Origin of the sequence: Candidatus Devosia phytovorans (genome assembly GCA_029202405.1) — a bacterium.
GTDB lineage: Bacteria > Pseudomonadota > Alphaproteobacteria > Rhizobiales > Devosiaceae > Devosia > Devosia phytovorans.
Genome location: CP119312.1, coordinates 1,563,250 through 1,583,605, shown reverse-complemented (window position 1 = coordinate 1,583,605; position 20,356 = coordinate 1,563,250). Strand labels below are relative to the sequence as shown.

Genomic DNA, 20,356 nt, shown 5'->3' with positions numbered 1-20,356 from the left:
ACTCTCCTAGTGGGCAGCTGGCTCGGCAGGCGCTTCAGCAGCGGCAACCGGTTCGGCGTGAGCAAGCGGCGCCTGGGCGTCGGCCAGCGATACCGCCGGGTCGAGGCCCACTGCTGTCGCATAGTGGGTAACGAGATTGTCGACGGCCGCAGCAGTCGTGTCGAGGATCGGCGCGGGATAGAAGCCGAAAACCACCGTCAGCACAATCAGCGGGTAGAGAATGATCTTCTCGCGCAGATTGAGATCAAGGATCGACTTGAGACTATCCTTGGTCAGCGCCCCGAAGATGACGCGGCGGTAGGCCCAGAGGGCGTAGCAGGCTGACAGGATCAGACCAAACGCCGCACCAAAGGCCACCCAGGTATTGACCTGGAAGATGCCCAACAGAGTCAGGAATTCACCGACGAAGCCCGAAGTGCCCGGCAGGCCCACATTGGCCATGGTGAAGACCATGAAGGCGAAGGCGTAGCGCGGCATGCGCTCGACCAGGCCTCCATAGGCATCGATCTCGCGGGTATGCATCCGATCGTAGACGACGCCGATGCAGAGGAAGAGCGCGCCCGAGACAATACCGTGCGAGATCATCTGGAACAGCGCACCCTGGATGCCCAGCGCATTGCCCGCAAAGATGCCCATGGTCACAAAGCCCATATGGGCGACCGACGAATAGGCGATCAGCTTCTTGATATCGCTCTGCACCAGGGCAATCAGCGACGTCAGGATGATGGCGGCGACCGAGAGGAAGAAGACGATATTGGCGAACTGCGCCGAAGCTTCCGGGAACATCGGCAGGCTGAAGCGCAGGAAGCCATAGCCACCCAGCTTGAGCAGGATAGCGGCCAGGATCACCGAGCCAGCGGTCGGCGCCTGAACGTGGGCCTCCGGCAGCCAGCGATGGAAGGGCCACATCGGCATCTTGACGGCGAGCGAGGCAAAGAACGCCCACCACAGCCAAGGCTGCCAGCTTGAGGGGAAGTCATGCGTCAGCAGACGGGAGATGTCGGTGGTACCGGCATTCCAGTACATGGCCATGATGGCCAGCAGCATCAGCACGGAGCCAACGAAGGTGTAGAAGAAGAACTTGTAGGATGCAGCAATGCGCTTCGCGCCGCCCCAGATGCCGATGATCAGGAACATCGGCAGCAGCGTGCCTTCGAAGAACACATAGAACATGGCCAGATCGAGCGTGGTGAACACGCCGACCATGAGCGTTTCCAGGATCAGGAAGACGATCATGTATTCCTTGAACCGGGTGTCGACCTCCCAGCTTGCCAACACCACGAAGGGCATGAGCAGCGCGGTCAACACAACGAACAGCACCGAAATGCCATCGACGCCGACGCGATAGCCGATCGTGTCGCCAATCCAGGCGTAGTTCACCACGAACTGGAAGCCGGCATTGGACGGGTCAAAGCTCTGCCACATGAGCAGCGATAGCGCGAAGACCAGGAGGGTGACGGCCAGCGATATCCAGCGGATCGCGTCGATCGCCGTCTTGGGCGTGAACAGCAGGACCATGGCGCCTGCCAGAGGCAGCCAGGTCAGGACTGTGAGGATGGAGTTCTCGAAGTTCATCAGATCAGTCCCCCGGCCGCGATGGCCCAGGTCAGCAGTGCCGCAATGCCGATCAGCATGGCGAAGGCATAATGATAGAGGTAACCGGACTGGAGCTTGGTGACCCAGGAGGTGACATTCTGCACGCGGCGGCCAAGGCCTTCAGCGAGCGTCTCGTCAATCAGCCAGTCATCAAAGCCCTTCCACAAGGCACGACCAATCCACAGCGCGGGTTTGACGAAGATCGTGTTGTAAAGTTCGTCGAAATACCACTTGTTGAGCAGGAACTGGTAGAGGCCCGGGTTGGTCGCAGCCAGCCGGCCCGGCAGGTCCGGACGACGGATATACATGTACCAGGCGGTCACGAAGCCGATGATCATCGAGATCGTGGCGCTCCACTTCACCCAGGTCGGCACATGGTGCGCGGCTTCGATGATCTCGTGGTCGACAACCAGGGCACCCGCGAAGAAGTGCTCGATGTGTTCCACGTCGTGGAAGAACATGCCGTAGAAGAGCGCACCAGCCAGGACCGCACCAACCGCCAGAACATAGAGCGGAATCTGCATGACCTTGGGTGGCTCATGAGCATGATCATAGGCCGAGCCGTGATCGTGGTGGCCATGATCGTCATGAGCGTGGGCAGCGTGATCATCGAGCGGTTCGTCATGGCTGTCGCCATCATGGGCGACGACGTCATGGCCGTGGCCATGCTGGGCGTCGCGCGGCGAACCGTGGAAGGTCAGGTGGATCAGGCGCCAGGAGTAGAAGCTCGTGAACAGGGCGGCGATGACCAGCAGCCAGAAGGCGAACATGCCGGTATTGCCGCCAACCGCATAGGCCGCTTCGATGATCGAATCCTTGGAGAAGAAACCAGCGAAGCCGAGGAATTCCGAACCCGGAATGCCCACGCCGGTCAGCGCCAGCGTGCCGATCAGCATCATGGCGTAGGTCACCGGGATCTTCTTGCGGAGACCGCCCATGTTCCGCATGTCCTGCTCATGGTGCATGGCGTGGATGACCGCGCCGGCGCCCAGGAACAGCAGGGCCTTGAAGAAGGCATGGGTGAAGAGGTGGAAGACACCGGCCGAATAGGCCCCTGCCCCCAGCGCCACGAACATGTAGCCGAGCTGCGAACAGGTCGAATAAGCGATGACGCGCTTGATGTCGTTCTGTACCAGGCCAACCGTCGCCGCAAAGAAGGCCGTAATGGCGCCCATGACCAGAACCACGGTCAGGGCAACCGGCGAGGTCTCGAACAGCGGCGACAGGCGCGCCACCATGAAAACACCGGCGGTCACCATGGTGGCGGCATGGATCAGTGCCGACACGGGGGTCGGGCCTTCCATGGCGTCCGGCAGCCAAGTGTGCAGCAGGAACTGTGCCGACTTGCCCATGGCGCCCATGAAGAGCAACAGGCAGACAACGGTCATGGCGTCGAGCTGCCAGCCGAGGAAGTTCATGATCGGCAGGCCGGTCGTCGACAATTCGCCAGCAGCATGGAAGGCGCCGTCGAAGTCGATATGTCCGAGCACCATGAAGGCGCCGAAAATGCCCAGGGCAAAGCCAAAGTCACCAACGCGGTTGACGATGAAAGCCTTCATCGCCGCGGCCGTTGCCGAAGGCTTGGTGTACCAGAAACCGATCAGCAGATAGGACGCCAGGCCCACGCCTTCCCAGCCGAAGAACATCTGCAGGAAGTTGTCCGCCGTGATCAGCATCAGCATGGCGAAGGTGAACAGCGACAGATAGGCAAAGAACCGGTTGCGATGCGGATCATCGGCCATGTAGCCGATCGAATAGGTATGAACGAGCGCCGAGACCGTGTTGACCACGACCAGCATGATGGCGGTCAGCGTATCGACGCGCAGCACCCAGCGCAGGTCCATGTCACCGACCTGGATCCAGCGCATGATTTCCACCTTGAGAACGGTGGTATGGCCGTCGACTTCAGCACCCATCAACCCGCCGCCGAAGGCGACGGGCAGGAAGACGACCCAGCTCAACACGGCTGCAATGATCAGCAGTGCCGTGGTGATCAGCTCACTCGGACGGTGGCCGATAGTGCGGCCGAGAAGCCCCGCAATCAGCGCGCCGACGAGGGGCAGGAAAACAATCGCTTGAATCATAGCGGTCTTCTTAGCCCTTCATCTGGTTGACGTCTTCAACCGCGATCGAGCCACGGTTGCGATAGAAAATAACTAGGATTGCCAGGCCGATCGCGGCCTCGGCGGCAGCCACGGTCAGGATCAGCAGCGCAAAGATCTGGCCCTGCAGATCGTTGAGCGTCGCGCTGAAGGCAACCATGTTGAGATTGACCGCCAGAAGGATCAGTTCCACCGACATCAGGATGACGATGACGTTCTTGCGGTTGATGAAGATGCCGAACACGCCGAGCGTGAACAGAATGGCTGCTACGGTCAGGTAGTGACCGAGCCCGATACCCAAGCCCATGTTTGCCTCCTACAGCCCTTGACCGCTTTTGACCTTGACCACTTCGAGCGTGTCGGCGCGCTTGCGGGCGACCTGATCGATGGGGTTCTGGCGTTTTACATTTGGTTTGTGACGCAGCGTAAGCACGATGGCGCCAATCATGGCGACCAGCAGCACGGCGGCAGCGCCCTGGAACAGGAAAACGTAGCGCGTGTAGAGCACGAGGCCGATGGCGCGCATATTGTCCGTTGCCCCATCCATCGGCAGACCCGACCCGGATGCTGCTTCAGGCGACACCACAAAGCTGCCCGCGAGCAGCAGAAGCTCGAGCAGCAAGATGATGCCGACTACCATGCCGACCGGCGCATATTGCAGGAAGCCCTGGCGCAACGAGGCAAAGTCGACGTCGAGCATCATCACGACGAAGAGGAACAGCACCGCCACGGCGCCCACATAGACCACGATCAGCAGCAGCGCGAGGAACTCGGCCCCGGCCAGCATGAACAGGCCCGATGCGTTAAAGAACGCCAGGATCAAAAACAGCACGGCATGCACTGGGTTGCGCGCCGAGATCACCATCACCGCGGATGCGACGAGGATCGCCGAGAACAGGTAGAAGAAGAATAATGGAAGGGTCATAGGCTCTTCCCTCTCAGCGATACGGCGCGTCAGCGGCGAGATTATGAGCGATTTCGCGCTCCCAGCGATCACCATTGGCGAGGAGCTTTTCCTTGGAGAAGTACAGCTCTTCACGCGTTTCAGTGGCGAATTCGAAGTTCGGGCCCTCGACGATGGCGTCCACCGGACAAGCTTCCTGACAGAAGCCGCAGTAGATGCACTTCACCATATCGATGTCATAGCGCACTGTACGGCGGGTACCGTCGTTCTGGCGCGGACCGGCCTCAATGGTGATGGCCTGAGCCGGGCAGATGGCTTCGCACAGCTTGCAGGCAATGCAACGCTCTTCCCCGTTGGGATAGCGGCGCAATGCATGTTCGCCCCGGAAGCGCGGCGACACATGGCCCTTTTCGAAGGGATAGTTGATGGTCGGCTTTGGCGAGAAGAAATAGCGCATGGTCAGGAAGAAGGCTTTCACCAGCTCCGTGAGCAGCAGCGTGTTGACGAACTGGGCGGCGCGCATCAGGCCATCCCTCCATGCCAGCCCCAGCCGGTGAGCATGAGGACGAAAGCGACAATGATGACCATAAGCAGCGACAGCGGCAGGAACAGCTTCCAGCCAATACGCATGAGCTGGTCATAGCGGTAACGGGGCACGATGGCCTTGGCCATGGCGAACATGAAGAACACTGCGCTCAGCTTGATCACGAACCAGACCACACCCGGGATCCAGGTGAAGAGCGGCAGATCGATGGGCGAAGCCCAGCCACCCAGGAACAGGATGGTGGTCATGCCGCACATCAGCAGGATCGAGATATACTCGCCCAGCATGAACAACATGTAGGGCGTGGCCGAATATTCGGTCATGAAGCCGGCAACGAGTTCGGATTCACCTTCCGCCAGATCGAAGGGCGGGCGGTTGGTCTCGGCTAGGGCCGAGATGTAGAAAATCACGAACATCGGGAACAGCGGCAGCCAGAACCAGTTCAGGAACGACAGCCACGGCACGCCGAGCATATGAGCCAGGCCCATTTCCTGCTGCGCGACAACGATGTCGCTGAGATTCAGCGAACCCACGCAGAGCAGCACGGTGATGATGACGAGGCCGATCGAGACTTCGTAGGACACCATCTGTGCGGCCGAACGAAGCGAGCCAAGGAAGGGATATTTCGAGTTCGAGGCCCAGCCGCCGATGATCACGCCATAGACGCCGAGCGACGAAATGGCGAGCAGGTAGAGGATACCCAGATTGATGTCGGCAATGACCAGCCCCGCCCCGACCGGCACCACGGCCCAGCCGGTCAGTGCCAGCGTGGCCGTCAGCAGCGGCGCGAACAGGAACAGCACCTTGTCGGAACCACCGGGAATGATGGGTTCCTTGAGGGCGAACTTGATCAGATCGGCAAAGCTTTGGAACAGGCCAAAGGGACCAACCACATTGGGGCCGCGACGCATCTGCACGGCTGCCCAGATCTTGCGGTCGGCCAGCAGGATGAAAGCGGTGAACACCAGCAGGGCGACCAGCAGCAGCAGGGCCTTGTAGACAAAGCCCACCTGCACACCCCAGCCAAGAACCGGGATGCCGAGCAGATAGTCGAGAGCGGTAAGTACGAAGTCCATTATGCTCCCCTACTCCGCAGCCTGACGCAGGCCCGCCGCCATGGCGGCGCATTCGCCCATGACGGCGGATGCACGGGCAATCGGATTGCTGAGATAGAAATCGGCGACGGCAGAGCCGTAAGGTGCCGACTTGGTCTTGATCGCGGCCTTGGCAAGCTTTGCAACATCAGCCACCGATCCAGACGAAATCTGGTCAATTCGCGCCAGATGCGGGAATTCGGCGTAGATGGCGGCACGCAGCTGCGTCAGCGAGTTGTAGGGCAGCGGCTGGCCAATGGCGCCCGAGAGCGCACGGATGATGGCCCAGTCTTCCTTGGCATCGCCCGGCGGGAACACGGCGCGGTTGGTCACCTGCACGCGGCCCTCGGTGTTGACATAGGTACCCGACTTCTCAGTGTAGGTCGCCGCCGGCAGGATGACATCGGCACGGTGTGCACCGACGTCGCCATGGCTGCCGATATAGACCACGAAAGCCTTGCCCATGGCCGAGGTGTCGTATTCATCGGCACCGAGCAGGAAGAGCACGTCGAGCTCGCCCTTGCCGGCAAGCGCGATCTGGTCGGCCGAGCAGACGCCACCGTCGTGCGGCACAAAGCCGATATCGATGCCTCCAACGCGGCTGGCGGCATTGTGCAGGAGTGCAAAGCCATTCCAGCCCTCGGCAACCGTTGCACCGGTTGCCAGCTTTGCTGCCATCGCGATGGTGTCGCGACCGGCCTGCTTGCCGAGCTTGGTATGCGAGACGGCGCCTTCGCCAACGATGATCAGAGGACGCTGTGCCTTGGCGAGGATTTCGCCAAACGAACCCTTGCCGGCAACCAGGTCGGCCAGCGTCTCAAGGCCTTCGCCGAGATAGGAATAGGCATAGGTCAGCTCAGCCTGCTCGCCGATCACGCCAATCGGCAAGCCCTTGGCACGCCAGGTCTTGCGGATACGGGCATTGATCAGCGACGCTTCCTTGCGCGGATTGCTGCCGATGATCAGGATGGCGTCGGCCTCTTCGATACCTGAAATGGTCGGATTGAAGAGATAGGCCGAGCGCGGCATCGACGGATCGATACCCGACATCGCAGGACGCACATCGGTCATGCCAGAGCCGATCGATGCAAGCATGCCCTTGAGGGCATACATTTCCTCGACGGCAGCGAGGTCACCGGCAATGGCGCCGACCTTGTTGCCGGCCTTCTTGACCCGAGAAGCAACCGCAGACAGCGCTTCTTCCCAGCTTGCAGGCTGAAGCTTGCCGGACTTGCGCACATAGGGACGGTCGAGCCGCTGGCTCTTGAGCCCATCCCAGATGAAGCGGGTCTTGTCCGAAATCCACTCTTCGTTGATCGCTTCGTTGATGCGCGGCAGGACGCGCATGACTTCGCGGCCACGGCTGTCGACGCGGATGTTGGAGCCGACGGCGTCCATGACGTCGATGGATTCAGTCTTCACCAGTTCCCACGGACGGGCGTTGAAGGCGTAGGGCTTGGAGGTCAGCGCACCGACCGGGCAGAGGTCGATGACATTGCCCTGCAGCTCGCTCGACAGCGCCTGCTCCAGATAGGTCGTGATCTCTGCGTCTTCGCCGCGGCCCAGCAGGCCCATCTCGGCGATACCGGCAACCTCGGTGGTAAAGCGCACACAACGCGTGCAGTGGATGCAGCGGTTCATCGAGGTCTTGACCAGCGGGCCAATATACTTGTCCTCGACGGCACGCTTGTTCTCGGCAAAGCGGTTCTTGTCCACGCCATAGGCCATGGCCTGGTCCTGCAGATCGCACTCGCCGCCCTGATCGCAGATCGGGCAGTCGAGCGGATGGTTGATCAGCAGGAATTCCATCACGCCTTCGCGGGCCTTCTTGACCATCGGCGTGTTGGTGAACATCTCGGGTGGCTCGCCATTCGGGCCAGGACGCAGGTCCTTGACCGACATGGCACAGCTGGCCTGTGGCTTAGGCGGACCGCCCTTCACCTCGACAAGGCACATGCGGCAATTGCCGGCCACCGACAGGCGCTCGTGATAGCAGAAGCGCGGAATTTCCGCGCCGGCTGCCTCGGCGGCCTGCATCAGCGTGTAGTAATCGGGAACTTCGACGAGTGTGCCGTCGACCTTGATATTTGCCATCAGCCCTACTCCGCCGCAATCGACGGCACGGCGCCGTCGGAGGTGGACGAATATGTGTACTGCTCGATCCGCGCCTCGATCGTGGGACGGAAGTTGCGGATCAGGCCCTGGATCGGCCAGGCCGCAGCATCGCCCAAGGCACAGATGGTGTGGCCTTCGATCTGCTTGGTGACCTCGAACAGCATGTCGATTTCGCGCTTCTGGGCGCGGCCTTCGACCATGCGCTCCATCACGCGCATCATCCAGCCGGTGCCTTCACGGCACGGCGTGCACTGACCGCAGCTCTCGTGCTTGAAGAAGGCCGCGATACGCCAGATGGCTTTGATGATATCGGTGGACTTGTCCATGATGATCATGCCGCCGGTGCCGAAGCTCGACTTCTTCTCACGCAGACCGTCGAAGTCCATGATGGCATCCATCATGTCCTCGCCGCGCACGACCGGGCAGGACGCGCCGCCCGGGATCACGGCCAACAGATTGTCCCAGCCGCCACGAATGCCGCCGCAATGCTTTTCGATGATGTCCTTGAAGCTTTCGCCCAGGGCTTCTTCGAAGGTCGCCGGCTTGTTCACATGGCCCGAGACCATGAACAGCTTGGTGCCGACATTGTTCGGGCGACCGATCGACGAGAACCAACCCGCAGAGCGACGCAGGATTTCCGGCACCACGGCAATGGACTCGACATTGTTGACCGTCGTTGGGTTGCCATAGACGCCCATGCCAGCCGGGAACGGCGGCTTGAGGCGTGGCTGACCCTTCTTGCCTTCCAGCGATTCCATCAGGGCGGTTTCTTCGCCACAGATATAAGCACCGGCACCATGATGGACGATGATGTCCAGGTCCCAGCCGTGAATATTGTCCTTGCCGATCAGCTTGGCTTCATAGGCCTCTTCAACGGCGCGTTCTAGGCGCTCGCGCTCCCGCACGAATTCACCACGCACATAGATGAATGCCAGATGGGCATCCATGGCGCGGCAGGCGATCAGGCAGCCTTCGATCAGGTGATGCGGATCATGGCGCAGGATTTCACGGTCCTTGCACGTGCCGGGCTCGGACTCATCGGCATTGACCAGGAGATAGTGCGGACGACCATCGCTCTGCTTGGGCATGAACGACCACTTGAGGCCGGTCGGGAAGCCGGCGCCGCCACGACCACGCAGACCCGAGGCCTTGACCTCGTTGGTGATCCAGTCACGACCCTGGTCGAGAAATTCCTTCGTACCGCTCCATCCGCCGCGCTTGCGCGCGCCTTCGAGGCCCCAGTCACCGTGGCCGTAGAGATTGGTGAAGATGCGATCCTTGTCAGCGAGCAATTCTCACACTCCTAACGCGGCTTCTTGCCGAAGACGCGGACATATTCTTCCTCGCCACCACGGGCGAGCACTTCAGACTGTGCCAACCAGTTATCGCGCGCAACGCGACCCTTGAAGTTGAGCGAGCCTTCAACCTGGTCGATCTGCTCCGGCGTAAGCTTGGCCACCTGGTTCCACTGAGTAATGCCCAGCGCGTTAAGGCGGCGTTCCAGCACCGGGCCGACACCTGCAATCAGCTTGAGATCGTCGGCAGCGCCTTCCGGAGCCACGAATAGCGGTGCATCCCCGCCCTTTTCGGCGACGGGATTGACCTCTTTGGGGTTGGCCTTGGGCGCTATGATCGTGCGGGACTTCTTTGGGCTGGCTTCGGTTGCGCCATCGGCTGCGACCGTATTGGTCTTCTTGCCAGCAGCTTTGCCGCCATCAACCTTGGCCGCGTCGGACTCAGCGCCAGTCGCACCCTTGCGCATCGCCTCGTTCGGCTCGCCGCTGGCCTTGGCAGAGGCACTGGCGGCCTTGCGCTCGCCCTCAGCCTTGGCCTCGGACACCTTTGCGTCCTTGGACGGACCCTTGATGGCCGGAGCCGATTCCTCGGTCACGTCCTTGGGCTTTGCAGCCGTGGTCGGCGCCTGGGCAGGCGCTGCCGTTGCGGGCGCAGCAGGTGCTGCCGCAGCCGGAGCAGCCTCGGGCGGCGGTGGTGGCGGCACAAACTTTTCGCGGAACGTGGTTGCTTCTTCGAGAAGCACCACACGACCGCCTTCCGGCGCAGCATTCAGGCGCTCGGTCTGGGTGCCGACCTTTACCGTATCACCCTTGCCAGCGGCGAAGGCGTCGATGATCTCGGCAAGGCGCTCCTCGGTCAGGTCTTCATAGGTGTCCCTGAAGATCGTGACCATGGGTGCATTGACGCAAGCGCCAGCGCATTCGACCTCTTCCCAGCTCAGCGTGCCATCCTCATTGAGGTGATGCGGATCATGGTGGATCTTGCTCTTGCAGACTTCGATGAGCCCTTCGGCGCCGCGCAGCATGCAGGGCGTGGTGCCGCAAACCTGCACATGGGCGCGCGTACCAACCGGCTGAAGCTGGAACTGAGTGTAGAACGTAGCCACTTCCAGCACGCGGATATAGGCCATCCCGAGCATTTCAGCGATCTTTTCGATCGTCGCGCGGCTGACCCAGCCATCCTGCTCCTGCGCACGCATGAGCAGCGGAATAACAGCAGATTGCTGACGGCCGGTCGGGTAGAGCCCGATCTTCCAATCCGCCCATTTGGCGTTGTCAGCATTGAAAGCAAATGACGCAGGTTGAACCTGGTCATCCGCAAGGCGACGCGCAACCATTAGCGATCAACCTCTCCGAACACGATATCAAGCGAGCCAAGGATGGCCGAGACGTCAGCCAGCATGTGGCCGCGGCACAGGAAATCCATGGCCGACAAATGCGCAAAGCCCGGCGCACGGATCTTGCAGCGATAGGGCTTGTTGGAGCCATCACTGACCAGATAGACGCCGAATTCACCCTTTGGCGCTTCCACGGCGGCGTAAACTTCGCCGGCAGGAACTTTGTAGCCCTCGGTATAGAGCTTGAAGTGATGGATCAGGGCTTCCATCGACTTCTTCATCTCGCCGCGCTTGGGCGGGACAACCTTACCGTCAAGCGAGGACACCGGGCCCTTGCCGTCAGCAGCGTTCAACTTCTCGACACACTGGCGCATGATCGACGTCGACTGCTTCATCTCTTCCATGCGGATGAGGTAGCGGTCGTAGCAATCGCCGCTCTTGCCGACGGGAATGTCGAATTCCATCTCGTCATAGCATTCGTAGGGCTGGCTCTTGCGCAGGTCCCAGGCAGCGCCGGAGCCACGCACCATCACGCCCGAAAAACCCATGTTCCAGGCATCATCGAGATCGACCACGCCGATATCGACGTTGCGCTGCTTGAAGATGCGGTTTTCGGTCAGCAATTCATCGAGATCCTCGATGAACTTCGGGAACTCGTGGCAGAAGGTCTCGATATCGTCGACCAGGGCCTGCGGCAGATCCTGATGCACGCCACCGGGACGGAAATAGGCCGCATGCATGCGCGCGCCGGACGCACGCTCATAAAAGATCATCAGCTTTTCGCGCCACTCGAAGCCCCAGACCGGCGGCGTCAGCGCGCCAACGTCCATGGCCTGGGTGGTGACGTTCATCAGATGTGCCAGCAGGCGCCCGATTTCCGAATAGAGCACGCGGATCAGCTGGCCGCGGCGTGGCACTTCCAGATCCAGCAGCTTCTCGACGGCCAGGGCAAAGGCATGCTCCTGGTTCATCGGCGCCACATAGTCGAGGCGGTCGAAATAGGGCACGGCCTGCAGGTAGGTCTTGGATTCGATCAGCTTTTCGGTACCGCGATGCAGCAGACCGATATGCGGATCGACGCGCTCGACGATTTCACCGTCGAGCTCAAGAATCAGACGCAGCACACCATGGGCCGAGGGGTGCACGGGACCAAAGTTGATGGTGAAATTGCGGACTTCGGCTTCAACACTCATGGCTTGGCCTTCTCGTCGCCGGGCAGCACATAGTCTGTACCTTCCCAAGGCGACAGATAGTCGAACGAACGGTATTCCTGCATGAGCTTGACCGGCTCATAGACGACGCGCTTGCGCTCCTCGTCATAACGAACCTCGACAAAACCCGTCGTCGGAAAATCCTTGCGCAGCGGATGACCGTCAAAACCGTAGTCCGTCAGGATACGGCGCAGGTCATCGTGACCCGAGAACAGCATGCCATAGAGATCATAAGCTTCGCGCTCGAACCACTGGGCACCCTTGAAGACGCCCGTGATGCTGGGAACCGGCGTCACATCGTCGGCGGTAACCTTCACGCGGATGCGCTGGTTCAGATAGGGGCTCATGAAGTGGTAGACCACGTCGAAGCGCTCATCGCGCGCCGGATAGTCTGCCCCGCAGACATCCACGAAGCTGACGAAGCGGCAACGCCCATCGTCACGCAGGAAAGTCACGACGGCCACAATCTGGTCGCGCTCGACAGTCAGCGTGAGCTCGCCGAATGCCACTTCCTGGGCAAGGACAGCCGTGCCCAGCGAGCCGGCAATGTGCTCGCCAAGGTCCACGAGCGGATCGACCTGGATAGTTTCATCCATTCTGGGTGACCTAGCGTTCGATTGTACCAGTACGGCGGATTTTTTTCTGCAACAGCAGAATGCCGTAAAGCAGTGCTTCAGCAGTTGGCGGGCAACCAGGGACATAGACATCCACTGGCAGAACCCGGTCGCAACCGCGCACCACGGAATAGGAATAGTGATAGTAGCCGCCACCATTGGCGCAACTGCCCATCGAGATGACATAGCGCGGCTCTGGCATCTGGTCGTAGACCTTGCGCAGCGCGGGAGCCATCTTGTTGGTCAGCGTACCGGCAACGATCAGGACGTCCGACTGGCGCGGAGAAGCGCGCGGCGCCGTGCCAAACCGCTCGATGTCGTAGCGTGGCATCGACATCTGCATCATTTCCACAGCGCAGCACGCCAGGCCCGTCTGCATCCACATCAGCGACCCGGTACGCGCCCAGGTGACAAGCTGATTGACGGTTGAAAGCAGGAAACCCTTGTCGGCCAGTTCGTCGGTGACATCGGTGAAAAAGGGATCGTTGGCACCAGCAGTCTTGCCGGTGCGCGGATCGACGAGGCCTGTCGGGCGCGGCGCGACCAGCGTGCCGTTTTGTTCGCTCAATCCCATTCCAGGGCCCCCTTACGCCATTCGTAGATAAAGCCGACGGTCAACACGCCGAGGAAGATCATCATCGACCAGAAGCCAAACCAACCCACGTCATGGAAAGCCACGGCCCAGGGGAAGAGGAAAGCCACTTCCAGGTCGAAGATGATGAAGAGAATCGACACCAGATAGAATCGCACATCGAACTTCATGCGCGCGTCGTCGAACGCCTCGAAACCAGCTTCGAAAGCCGAAACCTTCTCCGGATCCGGATTCTTCACGGCCACGATGAACGGGGCAACCAGAAGCGCCAAACCGATCACGCCAGCAATGGCAAGAAAGAGGACGATCGGCAGATAAGCGCTGAGCAAATCAGTCATGCGGCAGCCTGTTTTCTAATCCGGTCGGGCGACCGGGGAGCGAGAGTTGCGCAAGCAATTGGGGCAAGCGAACCAACGCGACAGTTGATGGTTTGGGCTTAGACCTTTGGCTATCGCGTTTCAAGGGAAAGAAAACATGAGCAAAATCATCATATATCGCAGGCATCATCTAGGAGAAATGTTTGCTAACACGCCGTGCGACGAAGGCCGTGAAGTGTGCTGTTTCGGGTATTCCCGAAACGGGCCGTGCGGATGAAACAGGCGCCCACCAACTGAGCACACCAAAAACCAAAACGGCGATCCAGTTTCCTGGATCGCCGCATTGGGTCTGCAAGACACTAGGTCAGCAGGGTGGCGAACCACCCTGCCCTTTTGCAAATCTTAGAAGTGGTAGAACACGCCGACGGTTGCCTTGGCGGAGTCGAAGAAATCGTCACGGATTTCGTCGTCAAAGAAGCCCTGACCAACGACTTCACCGCGAACGGTGACAGCGTCGGTAACGGCAACTTCAACACCGCCACCGAGCTGGTAAGCGCCGTAGGAGTCGACGTCGTTGGTGATGACGCCAACGCCACCCAGGGCGTAGACGAGAACCGAGTCGGTCACGACAGCGCCAGCGCGCAGGTTCGCGAAGAACTGGCTCTGGTCGAGGAAGTCATCGGACCAGACATAGTCGCCGGTGACTTCAGCACCGACCAGGAAGGGGTCGACGGGGAGGAAGTTGACGCCAACAGCGCCACCAGCCGAGAAGCCCGAAGCGGTGTCGCCAGCAGCGTCGTCAGCGAAAACGCCGCCGATACGGGCACCAGCATAGAGACCTTCCCAATCGAAGCCAGCAGCTTCGTAGATCGGCTGCGGGGTCGTCGGGATGATCAGGTCAGCGGCCTGAGCGCCACCAGCGAGAAGGGCGGCAGCGGCCACACCGAGAGTAAGCGAACGTGCGAACATATCTTGCACTCCAATAAAGTTACCGTAGTCGAGGGGTTAGATGCAGCACCCCAACGCGCGTGACAAGGCTTTGGTCGCCCAAATTCGGCATCGAGGATAAGGAGGGGTGACCATTTGGAGGGGTGCGTTGCCTCGAAGCCACGATTTTGGTCCAATTTGAAACACATTTGAACCATTCGCCATTTCAGCGCCACTTTTCAGCTCACCTGAGCATGATCAGGGCGTGGATAGTTCATGCTGCCACACAGAAAGACGGCCCCATCGAAACGGGGCCGTCTGTGATTCTGGATCTGGTGTTCCGGCTAGAAGTGGAAGTTAGCCCCGAGCGTGAACTGATCCTTGTCGTTATCGCCGGTGAGCGAGAAGCCATGCAAATACTGCGCTTCAACCGAGATGGAATCGGTCACCGCGAGTTCAACGCCACCACCCAGCAAAGCGTCTTCCTCATCCCGCGGGCCAAGATCGATGCCATAACCGCCGGCCGCATAGACCAGCACATTGTCGCTCACAACCAGACCGGCACGCCCCAGCAGCTGACCATAACTGGTTTCGGTGGCGGTATCGTTGTCCGTCACCCCGTGCACAGCAACTTCTGCGCCAAGCAGATAGAAATCGAACTGGGCATTGTAGCCGGCCTGGACGCCGAGGCCATATTGCGTGTCTGTAGTTTCGCCATTCTGGGCGACCCCATAGACACCGGCATAAAAGCCATTCCAATCAAAGCCAGGCTCTTCGTATATCGGCAGTTCCGCAGGCGTGCTGGTGGGGACAGTGATGAGGTCAGCCGCAAAGGCGGGTACCGGTGAGAGTGGTGGTGGCGAGCGCTGCAAGCGCCAGTCTGTTGAACAAGCTCATCGCCGTTCTCCCTAGCTTCGAGACCTTTGGCAGTTGGAACGCGACGCTATCGCCTGAGTTCCGCCGCAGGTTGTGGAGGCTATTCCGGAATGCGACCCCGGATGATTCCGGGTTCACGGAACAGCCGACACGACATATCTGCAAACTCGAAGGGGCGAAAACGTGCGGCCCAGGCGGCCAAAATAGGGCAGCCCGCATTCGTGGCCGATGTGCAACAAGAACATGTTACCGCCCCTAGAGCGTGCCGACCAGCACCGGGTCCGCCCGGTATTCACCGGGAAACAGCTGCTTAAGCGCCTCGATCTTGGGCAGGTCATTGACCACGATATAGGGCCAGGTCGGGTTCAGCGTCAGGAAATCCTGGTGATACTGCTCGGCAGGATAGAAGGCTTCGAAAGGCTCGATCGTCGTAACGATAGGACCATCGAACCGCCCCGCAGCGGTCAGCTCGTCGATATAGGCCTTGGCATAGGCAGCCTGTTCGTCATCCACCGGGAAGATGGTGGAACGGTACTGCGTGCCGTGATCAGGACCCTGGAAATTGAGCTGCGTCGGATTGTGCGCAACAGAGAAATAGATCTGCAGCAGTTCGCCGTAGCTCACCACGGCGGGATCATAGGTGACCTCAACCGTCTCGGCGTGACCGGTATCGCCACGCGTCGTCAGATCGTATGTCGCCGTCTCGGCCGACCCACCGGAATAGCCCGACACGGCCTGCGTCACACCCTTCACATGCTGGAAAACGCCCTGCACGCCCCAAAAGCAACCGCCGGCAAAAACAGCAGTTGCGCTCGTCCCGCTTTCAGCCAGTTGTGTTGAAGGCGGCGCGATCTCGACAGGCTCTTCCTGAGCCTGCACGGGCTTGCTCCATAAGCCAAAAGCGAGTGCAGGAAGGATCAGCATTGCTGCCAGCAAGGACCGGCGGTTCTGGTTTGGGCCAATCGTGGCAGGGGCGGAACGGGACATCGGTCGACCTCGAATGAAGCGAAAAGCTCTGTGCTCCTTATATGCGCTTCCCTGCCTCACAGATCAGTGGCATCACGCGCCTTTGACTAGAGCGTCGCCAACTCCCGGTTGGATATCGCGCCAGCATTGGCGGCCTTGATGGCCACCTTGTTTTCCAAGGCCTCGATCACGGACTGCGTGAAGTCGGTGTCGTACATCTGCGACAGGTTGTTGAGCCCGCCGGGGGTGAAGACGTTGATCTCGAGCAGCTTGTCGCCAACGATGTCGAGACCGACAAGGAACATGCCGTCCTGGATGAGCTTGGGCCGTACCGTCTCGGCAATCCGCAGCATGGTATCCGAAACGTCGATCGTCTCGGCGCTGCCGCCGGCATGGATATTGGACCGGATTTCGCCCTTGGCCGGCGCACGGCGGAAGGCGGCATATTTCCCGTCGCGCTGCAGTGGCACACCATTCATCAGGAAGAAGCGGACATCGCCATCGGCAGCTTCTGGCATGAAGCCCTGAGCAATCAGGTAGCCTTCGCCGCTCACTGCTTCGAAAATCTGGTTGAGATTGCCATCCTTGGGCGAGGCGATCTTGAAGACATTCTTGCCGCCCGAGCCTTGCAAGGGCTTGAGGATCGCACCCTTGGGCTGGCTTTCGACAAACCCGCGGATCTCCTCGATGCTTTTGGAAATCAGTGTGTCGGGGCGGACGCTGATCGGGAATTCCTGAAAATAGAGCTTGTTCTGCGCCCGGATCAGTCCGTCAGGATCGTTGAGAACCGTCACGCCACGTGCTGCCGCCAGCCGCCCGAAGATTGCTCCGACCTGCGCGGCCCAGGGTCGGTCGGCGGAGTCTTCCGAGGGGTCATTGCGCAGCAGCAGGATATCGATCTCGCTGACATCCAGGACTTCGACCTTGGTGTCCTCGCCCTGCAAATCCTTATGCAGCGTCTCGGCCTTCTTGTATTTCGTTCCTGGCAGGTTCAGGGCGCGAACTGAAAGACTGTCGTCCTGGCGCAGCACGAAATCGCCTGGGGTGACATAGCAGATATCATGGCCACGATTGAGCGCTGCAAGTGCCAGATGCGTGGTTGAATAGCTGGCCGTTTCGCCCTCGATGGAATTGACGAAGAATGCGATGCGCATGTGACGCTCCTAGTTGCCGATCATGTCGATCGGGCTCATGCCGGCGGCGGCTTTTTTCAGACGATCACCGGCTTGCGGATGGGAGAGGAAGGCAGGAACAAGCTGTGGGGCCTTGAGCAGGCCGCGCGTACTCAACTCCTGTATGATGCTGAAATGGCTGGCGGCGATCTTGCCCATCCAGAACGGATCGAGCGATCCGCCCGACCGAAGATGCGACAATACCTCAAGCAGCCCGCGCAGATAGACGGCGTCCTTGGCGAGACCTCCCCCGCGGTAGACGCGCAGCACGAGATTGAACGCGGAACTCTCAGGCAGGCCGAAGGCGCGGATCGTCTTGTAGCAGTCAGGAAAACTGGCGCCGTCGAGCATGGCCGCGCAGCCAATGACACGGGCTGCGAGCAGCCGCAGCCGGCCCAGCGTCATGCCACCAACGAGATATTCGGCCAGCACTGCCAGCCCCTCCTGTACGCCTTCGTAGCCGGCCAGACCGGACCGGAAGAGGCGCAGGCCCTGGGCCGAGCCGTTGAAGTAAGTGAGCAGATGCACGCCAACCTCATGGCTCAGCAACGCCTCGACGCGAGCCTTGGCCATGACGGTGCTACGGGCAATGAGAAGCCGCCCACCCGACACCATCATCCCGCCCGGAAGATCGTCGCGGACCTCCACCGTGGCATCGAACTGCGGCGAAGCGCCGACATAGGCCTCGATCATTGCCTGCGCCCGGCGTTGGACAAAGGCAACATCGGCATCATCACGCGGCCCCTTGCCGCGTTCCGACTTCGTGCCATCCAGAATCGCCTGCGCCGCCTTGAGGAGGCTCGGCTCGACCGGCCCATAAAGCGCCCGGCCCAGCTCGACGAAACGCGGCGTTTCCCTGGCTGCCAACAAGGACAGCTGGAGGTCGAGTTCCTGCTGCTTTTCGCGGTAAAGCGTTGTCAGCACCGGGTCTTCGAAGTGGTCCAGCGCGACAGAGAACAGACGTTTCTTCTGCTGGTCGACTGCCATGGTCAGCGGCCGATAGAGGAGCTGCGGGGTTCGTTCAAAACCGGTGTCAGAAAATTCTTCCCAGGCGGCACGGGCGTTTATCGGCGTGACGGCCAGCAGGAAGTCGAAGGACTGGGCGACATCGTCAATCGCCTTGTCGGCGCGGCTGACTGCATCGATGAAAGCGCGCCGACCCAGCGCGCGGTGGCTCGAAATCGCGAGGCTCTTGGTGCTTGCGGTGAAGGCAGCGATCGCCTGCAGGCCGGAATCGACCAGGTTTGCGACCAGCTGTTCATGCAGCCGCGGGTAGACATTGTCGGACTCGGGCACGCGATAAATGGGAGCGAAGCGCAGAGTAAGAACCGGCAATTTTGGCAGCAGCCGCGCCAGTTTGGCGGCCGGATCGCTGGCGATGGCGGGGCGGGCCAACTGCGGGATCCGGAACTTGGAATGGACCTTTTCCGTGGCCGCACTGAAAGCCGCGGCCGCAGCCTTGGCGCCGGCATCGGACGATGCCGACAGGGTCATTTCAAAGGGAGGCAGATAGTCGGCATCGCTGGCCAGCCGGTCCCGCTTCAACTCGCCGATATCAAGGACGATGAAGGCGCCGAAGCGTTCGACCATCGATTCCGCAACGAGACCCACGATGGCCTTGGCCCGCTGCAGGCTGGAAACCAACAGGTAGGACGAGCTGGCGGTTACGATATCACGGGCCGCCGGTTCGCGGGCGCGGCCGACGTGAACCACTAGAAATGGCATGGGGCGGTCGATGTGCAGGCGTTCATTGCGGCCGAAGTCCTGGCGGATCGGCTGGCCATCGGCGAGGGCGGATTCTATTGTTTTGAGAAGGACTTGATCGGACGAGGTCATGCATGGGTCCGCAGGCTGGTGAGCAGGACCGGCAGCGACTGGCGGATCATGGTGCGCAGCGCTTCGAGCGCCTCACGATCGGGCAGTCCGGTCCATTCGTCCATGAAGATCTTCTTGAACTCGACAGCGATGGCGCAGCCGCTTTGTGGAAAATTCTCATGCACGAAGCGGGTTTGCTCACCCCTGCCCTGGAAAGCGACGTTCTCGCGCACATCCATGGTCTGCCCGCGAAAACTGAAGCTGCGCAGGCTCTCCATGAAGGGATCGAGAACATGGGCCCAATGGGCGCGGTCCATGGACGACGTACCAATGTTGATGACAGGCGCGTCGTCTGGACTGGTCGGCTCGCCATGCGGGCCGCTGCGACGGTGGTTATAGCTGTGCATGTCCAGCAGCACGAAACGGCCGAATTCGGCTTCGATCTCGCTAAGCATATGAGCCAGCGAAGAATAATAGCTGTCGTGGATGTGCAACGAGGCGTTGACCTGTGGCTCGGCGGGTGGCCGCGCCCAGACGTCGAGATCCCAGGCCTGCTCGGGAGTGAGGTAGACGGCGCCGTCCCTGGCCCGGTTGAGATCGATCTCGAAACGCGAGCGGTGGAAGATGATCCGGTTGGGGACATCGCGGATCGTATATTCGGTAAAGGGATCTTCCTCGCGCAATCGGCTGGATTCATCCAGCGCCATCAACGGTTTGATGTCTGCGCGAACATAATGGCCATTGTGGATGGCAGTACCGATCAGCGGCGAGGCTGCGCGATGCATCGACCAGAGGTCGGCTTCTTCGACTTGCAGATGGAGGTCATCCCTGACGGGACGTGCTGGATAGGACATGGCCGTGTGACGCTGGTAAAGAGGC

Annotated in this window: 19 protein-coding genes; all 19 read right to left on the bottom strand. The window is 60.5% G+C overall.

What is annotated here, in order from left to right; all coding sequences use genetic code 11:
• Positions 1-6: 6 nt before the first annotated feature.
• The gene (locus tag P0Y65_07975) at positions 7-1,575 is read right to left on the bottom strand and encodes an NADH-quinone oxidoreductase subunit M (protein WEK06174.1); all 1,569 of its coding nucleotides are present in this window, start codon (positions 1,573-1,575) and stop codon (positions 7-9) included.
• Complete coding sequence (nuoL, locus tag P0Y65_07970) at positions 1,575-3,680, bottom strand: NADH-quinone oxidoreductase subunit L (protein ID WEK06173.1); 2,106 nt, start codon at positions 3,678-3,680, stop codon at positions 1,575-1,577. Before nuoL ends, P0Y65_07975 begins: the two co-directional genes overlap by 1 nt.
• Before the next feature lie 10 nt (positions 3,681-3,690).
• Positions 3,691-3,999 (bottom strand): NADH-quinone oxidoreductase subunit NuoK, encoded by a 309-nt coding sequence (gene nuoK, locus P0Y65_07965; protein WEK06756.1) that lies wholly within the window; start codon positions 3,997-3,999, stop codon positions 3,691-3,693.
• Positions 4,000-4,014: 15 nt separating this feature from the next.
• The gene (locus P0Y65_07960; GenBank protein WEK06172.1) at positions 4,015-4,623 is read right to left on the bottom strand and encodes an NADH-quinone oxidoreductase subunit J; all 609 of its coding nucleotides are present in this window, start codon (positions 4,621-4,623) and stop codon (positions 4,015-4,017) included.
• A 13-nt stretch (positions 4,624-4,636) separates the two neighbouring features.
• Positions 4,637-5,125 (bottom strand): NADH-quinone oxidoreductase subunit NuoI, encoded by a 489-nt coding sequence (nuoI, locus tag P0Y65_07955; GenBank protein ID WEK06171.1) that lies wholly within the window; start codon positions 5,123-5,125, stop codon positions 4,637-4,639.
• Positions 5,125-6,222 carry an NADH-quinone oxidoreductase subunit NuoH gene (gene nuoH / locus P0Y65_07950; protein WEK06170.1) on the bottom strand — a complete coding sequence of 366 codons (1,098 nt, stop codon included), beginning with the start codon at positions 6,220-6,222 and terminating at the stop codon, positions 5,125-5,127. The genes nuoI and nuoH overlap by 1 nt, the downstream gene beginning before the upstream one ends.
• Positions 6,223-6,231: 9 nt before the next feature.
• A complete protein-coding gene (gene nuoG / locus P0Y65_07945) occupies positions 6,232-8,334 on the bottom strand; it encodes an NADH-quinone oxidoreductase subunit NuoG (GenBank protein ID WEK06169.1) in 2,103 nt (700 codons plus the stop codon).
• A gap of 5 nt (positions 8,335-8,339) precedes the next feature.
• On the bottom strand, positions 8,340-9,647 hold the full coding sequence (nuoF, locus tag P0Y65_07940; GenBank protein ID WEK06168.1) for an NADH-quinone oxidoreductase subunit NuoF: 1,308 nt from the start codon (positions 9,645-9,647) through the stop codon (positions 8,340-8,342).
• 11 nt (positions 9,648-9,658) lie between these two features.
• Positions 9,659-10,987 carry an NADH-quinone oxidoreductase subunit NuoE gene (nuoE, locus tag P0Y65_07935; protein ID WEK06167.1) on the bottom strand — a complete coding sequence of 443 codons (1,329 nt, stop codon included), beginning with the start codon at positions 10,985-10,987 and terminating at the stop codon, positions 9,659-9,661.
• The gene (locus P0Y65_07930; GenBank protein ID WEK06166.1) at positions 10,987-12,180 is read right to left on the bottom strand and encodes an NADH-quinone oxidoreductase subunit D; all 1,194 of its coding nucleotides are present in this window, start codon (positions 12,178-12,180) and stop codon (positions 10,987-10,989) included. The genes nuoE and P0Y65_07930 overlap by 1 nt, the downstream gene beginning before the upstream one ends.
• Positions 12,177-12,794: an NADH-quinone oxidoreductase subunit C gene (locus P0Y65_07925; protein WEK06165.1), complete on the bottom strand. Its 618-nt coding sequence runs from the start codon at positions 12,792-12,794 to the stop codon at positions 12,177-12,179. Before P0Y65_07925 ends, P0Y65_07930 begins: the two co-directional genes overlap by 4 nt.
• A gap of 10 nt (positions 12,795-12,804) precedes the next feature.
• Entirely contained in the window at positions 12,805-13,386 is a 582-nt protein-coding gene (locus tag P0Y65_07920; protein WEK06164.1) for an NADH-quinone oxidoreductase subunit B, read from the bottom strand.
• Entirely contained in the window at positions 13,377-13,742 is a 366-nt protein-coding gene (locus P0Y65_07915) for an NADH-quinone oxidoreductase subunit A (protein ID WEK06163.1), read from the bottom strand. The genes P0Y65_07920 and P0Y65_07915 overlap by 10 nt, the downstream gene beginning before the upstream one ends.
• A 381-nt stretch (positions 13,743-14,123) precedes the next feature.
• Complete coding sequence (locus tag P0Y65_07910; protein ID WEK06162.1) at positions 14,124-14,690, bottom strand: outer membrane beta-barrel protein; 567 nt, start codon at positions 14,688-14,690, stop codon at positions 14,124-14,126.
• A gap of 302 nt (positions 14,691-14,992) precedes the next feature.
• Positions 14,993-15,520 (bottom strand): outer membrane beta-barrel protein, encoded by a 528-nt coding sequence (locus P0Y65_07905; GenBank protein ID WEK06161.1) that lies wholly within the window; start codon positions 15,518-15,520, stop codon positions 14,993-14,995.
• A gap of 259 nt (positions 15,521-15,779) precedes the next feature.
• Positions 15,780-16,448: a peptide-methionine (S)-S-oxide reductase MsrA gene (msrA, locus tag P0Y65_07900; protein WEK06755.1), complete on the bottom strand. Its 669-nt coding sequence runs from the start codon at positions 16,446-16,448 to the stop codon at positions 15,780-15,782.
• 149 nt (positions 16,449-16,597) lie between these two features.
• Positions 16,598-17,644, bottom strand: a complete 1,047-nt coding sequence (locus P0Y65_07895) for a glutathione synthetase (protein ID WEK06160.1) — start codon at positions 17,642-17,644, stop codon at positions 16,598-16,600.
• Positions 17,645-17,653: 9 nt separating this feature from the next.
• The gene (locus P0Y65_07890) at positions 17,654-19,498 is read right to left on the bottom strand and encodes a flavohemoglobin expression-modulating QEGLA motif protein (GenBank protein WEK06159.1); all 1,845 of its coding nucleotides are present in this window, start codon (positions 19,496-19,498) and stop codon (positions 17,654-17,656) included.
• A complete protein-coding gene (locus P0Y65_07885) occupies positions 19,495-20,331 on the bottom strand; it encodes an N-formylglutamate amidohydrolase (protein ID WEK06158.1) in 837 nt (278 codons plus the stop codon). The genes P0Y65_07890 and P0Y65_07885 overlap by 4 nt, the downstream gene beginning before the upstream one ends.
• Positions 20,332-20,356 lie beyond the last annotated feature (25 nt).

What these genes read in the sequence shown, in the direction of transcription:
- P0Y65_07975 (WEK06174.1), bottom strand. Translation starts at nt 1,575, where the DNA reads ATGAACTTCGAGAACTCCATCCTCACAGTCCTGACCTGGCTGCCTCTG.
- nuoL (WEK06173.1), bottom strand. Translation starts at nt 3,680, where the DNA reads ATGATTCAAGCGATTGTTTTCCTGCCCCTCGTCGGCGCGCTGATTGCG.
- P0Y65_07960 (WEK06172.1), bottom strand. Translation starts at nt 4,623, where the DNA reads ATGACCCTTCCATTATTCTTCTTCTACCTGTTCTCGGCGATCCTCGTC.
- nuoI (WEK06171.1), bottom strand. Translation starts at nt 5,125, where the DNA reads ATGCGCGCCGCCCAGTTCGTCAACACGCTGCTGCTCACGGAGCTGGTG.
- nuoH (WEK06170.1), bottom strand. Translation starts at nt 6,222, where the DNA reads ATGGACTTCGTACTTACCGCTCTCGACTATCTGCTCGGCATCCCGGTT.
- nuoG (WEK06169.1), bottom strand. Translation starts at nt 8,334, where the DNA reads ATGGCAAATATCAAGGTCGACGGCACACTCGTCGAAGTTCCCGATTAC.
- nuoE (WEK06167.1), bottom strand. Translation starts at nt 10,987, where the DNA reads ATGGTTGCGCGTCGCCTTGCGGATGACCAGGTTCAACCTGCGTCATTT.
- P0Y65_07930 (WEK06166.1), bottom strand. Translation starts at nt 12,180, where the DNA reads ATGAGTGTTGAAGCCGAAGTCCGCAATTTCACCATCAACTTTGGTCCC.
- P0Y65_07925 (WEK06165.1), bottom strand. Translation starts at nt 12,794, where the DNA reads ATGGATGAAACTATCCAGGTCGATCCGCTCGTGGACCTTGGCGAGCAC.
- P0Y65_07920 (WEK06164.1), bottom strand. Translation starts at nt 13,386, where the DNA reads ATGGGATTGAGCGAACAAAACGGCACGCTGGTCGCGCCGCGCCCGACA.
- P0Y65_07915 (WEK06163.1), bottom strand. Translation starts at nt 13,742, where the DNA reads ATGACTGATTTGCTCAGCGCTTATCTGCCGATCGTCCTCTTTCTTGCC.
- P0Y65_07910 (WEK06162.1), bottom strand. Translation starts at nt 14,690, where the DNA reads ATGTTCGCACGTTCGCTTACTCTCGGTGTGGCCGCTGCCGCCCTTCTC.
- msrA (WEK06755.1), bottom strand. Translation starts at nt 16,448, where the DNA reads ATGCTGATCCTTCCTGCACTCGCTTTTGGCTTATGGAGCAAGCCCGTG.
- P0Y65_07895 (WEK06160.1), bottom strand. Translation starts at nt 17,644, where the DNA reads ATGCGCATCGCATTCTTCGTCAATTCCATCGAGGGCGAAACGGCCAGC.
- P0Y65_07890 (WEK06159.1), bottom strand. Translation starts at nt 19,498, where the DNA reads ATGACCTCGTCCGATCAAGTCCTTCTCAAAACAATAGAATCCGCCCTC.
- P0Y65_07885 (WEK06158.1), bottom strand. Translation starts at nt 20,331, where the DNA reads ATGTCCTATCCAGCACGTCCCGTCAGGGATGACCTCCATCTGCAAGTC.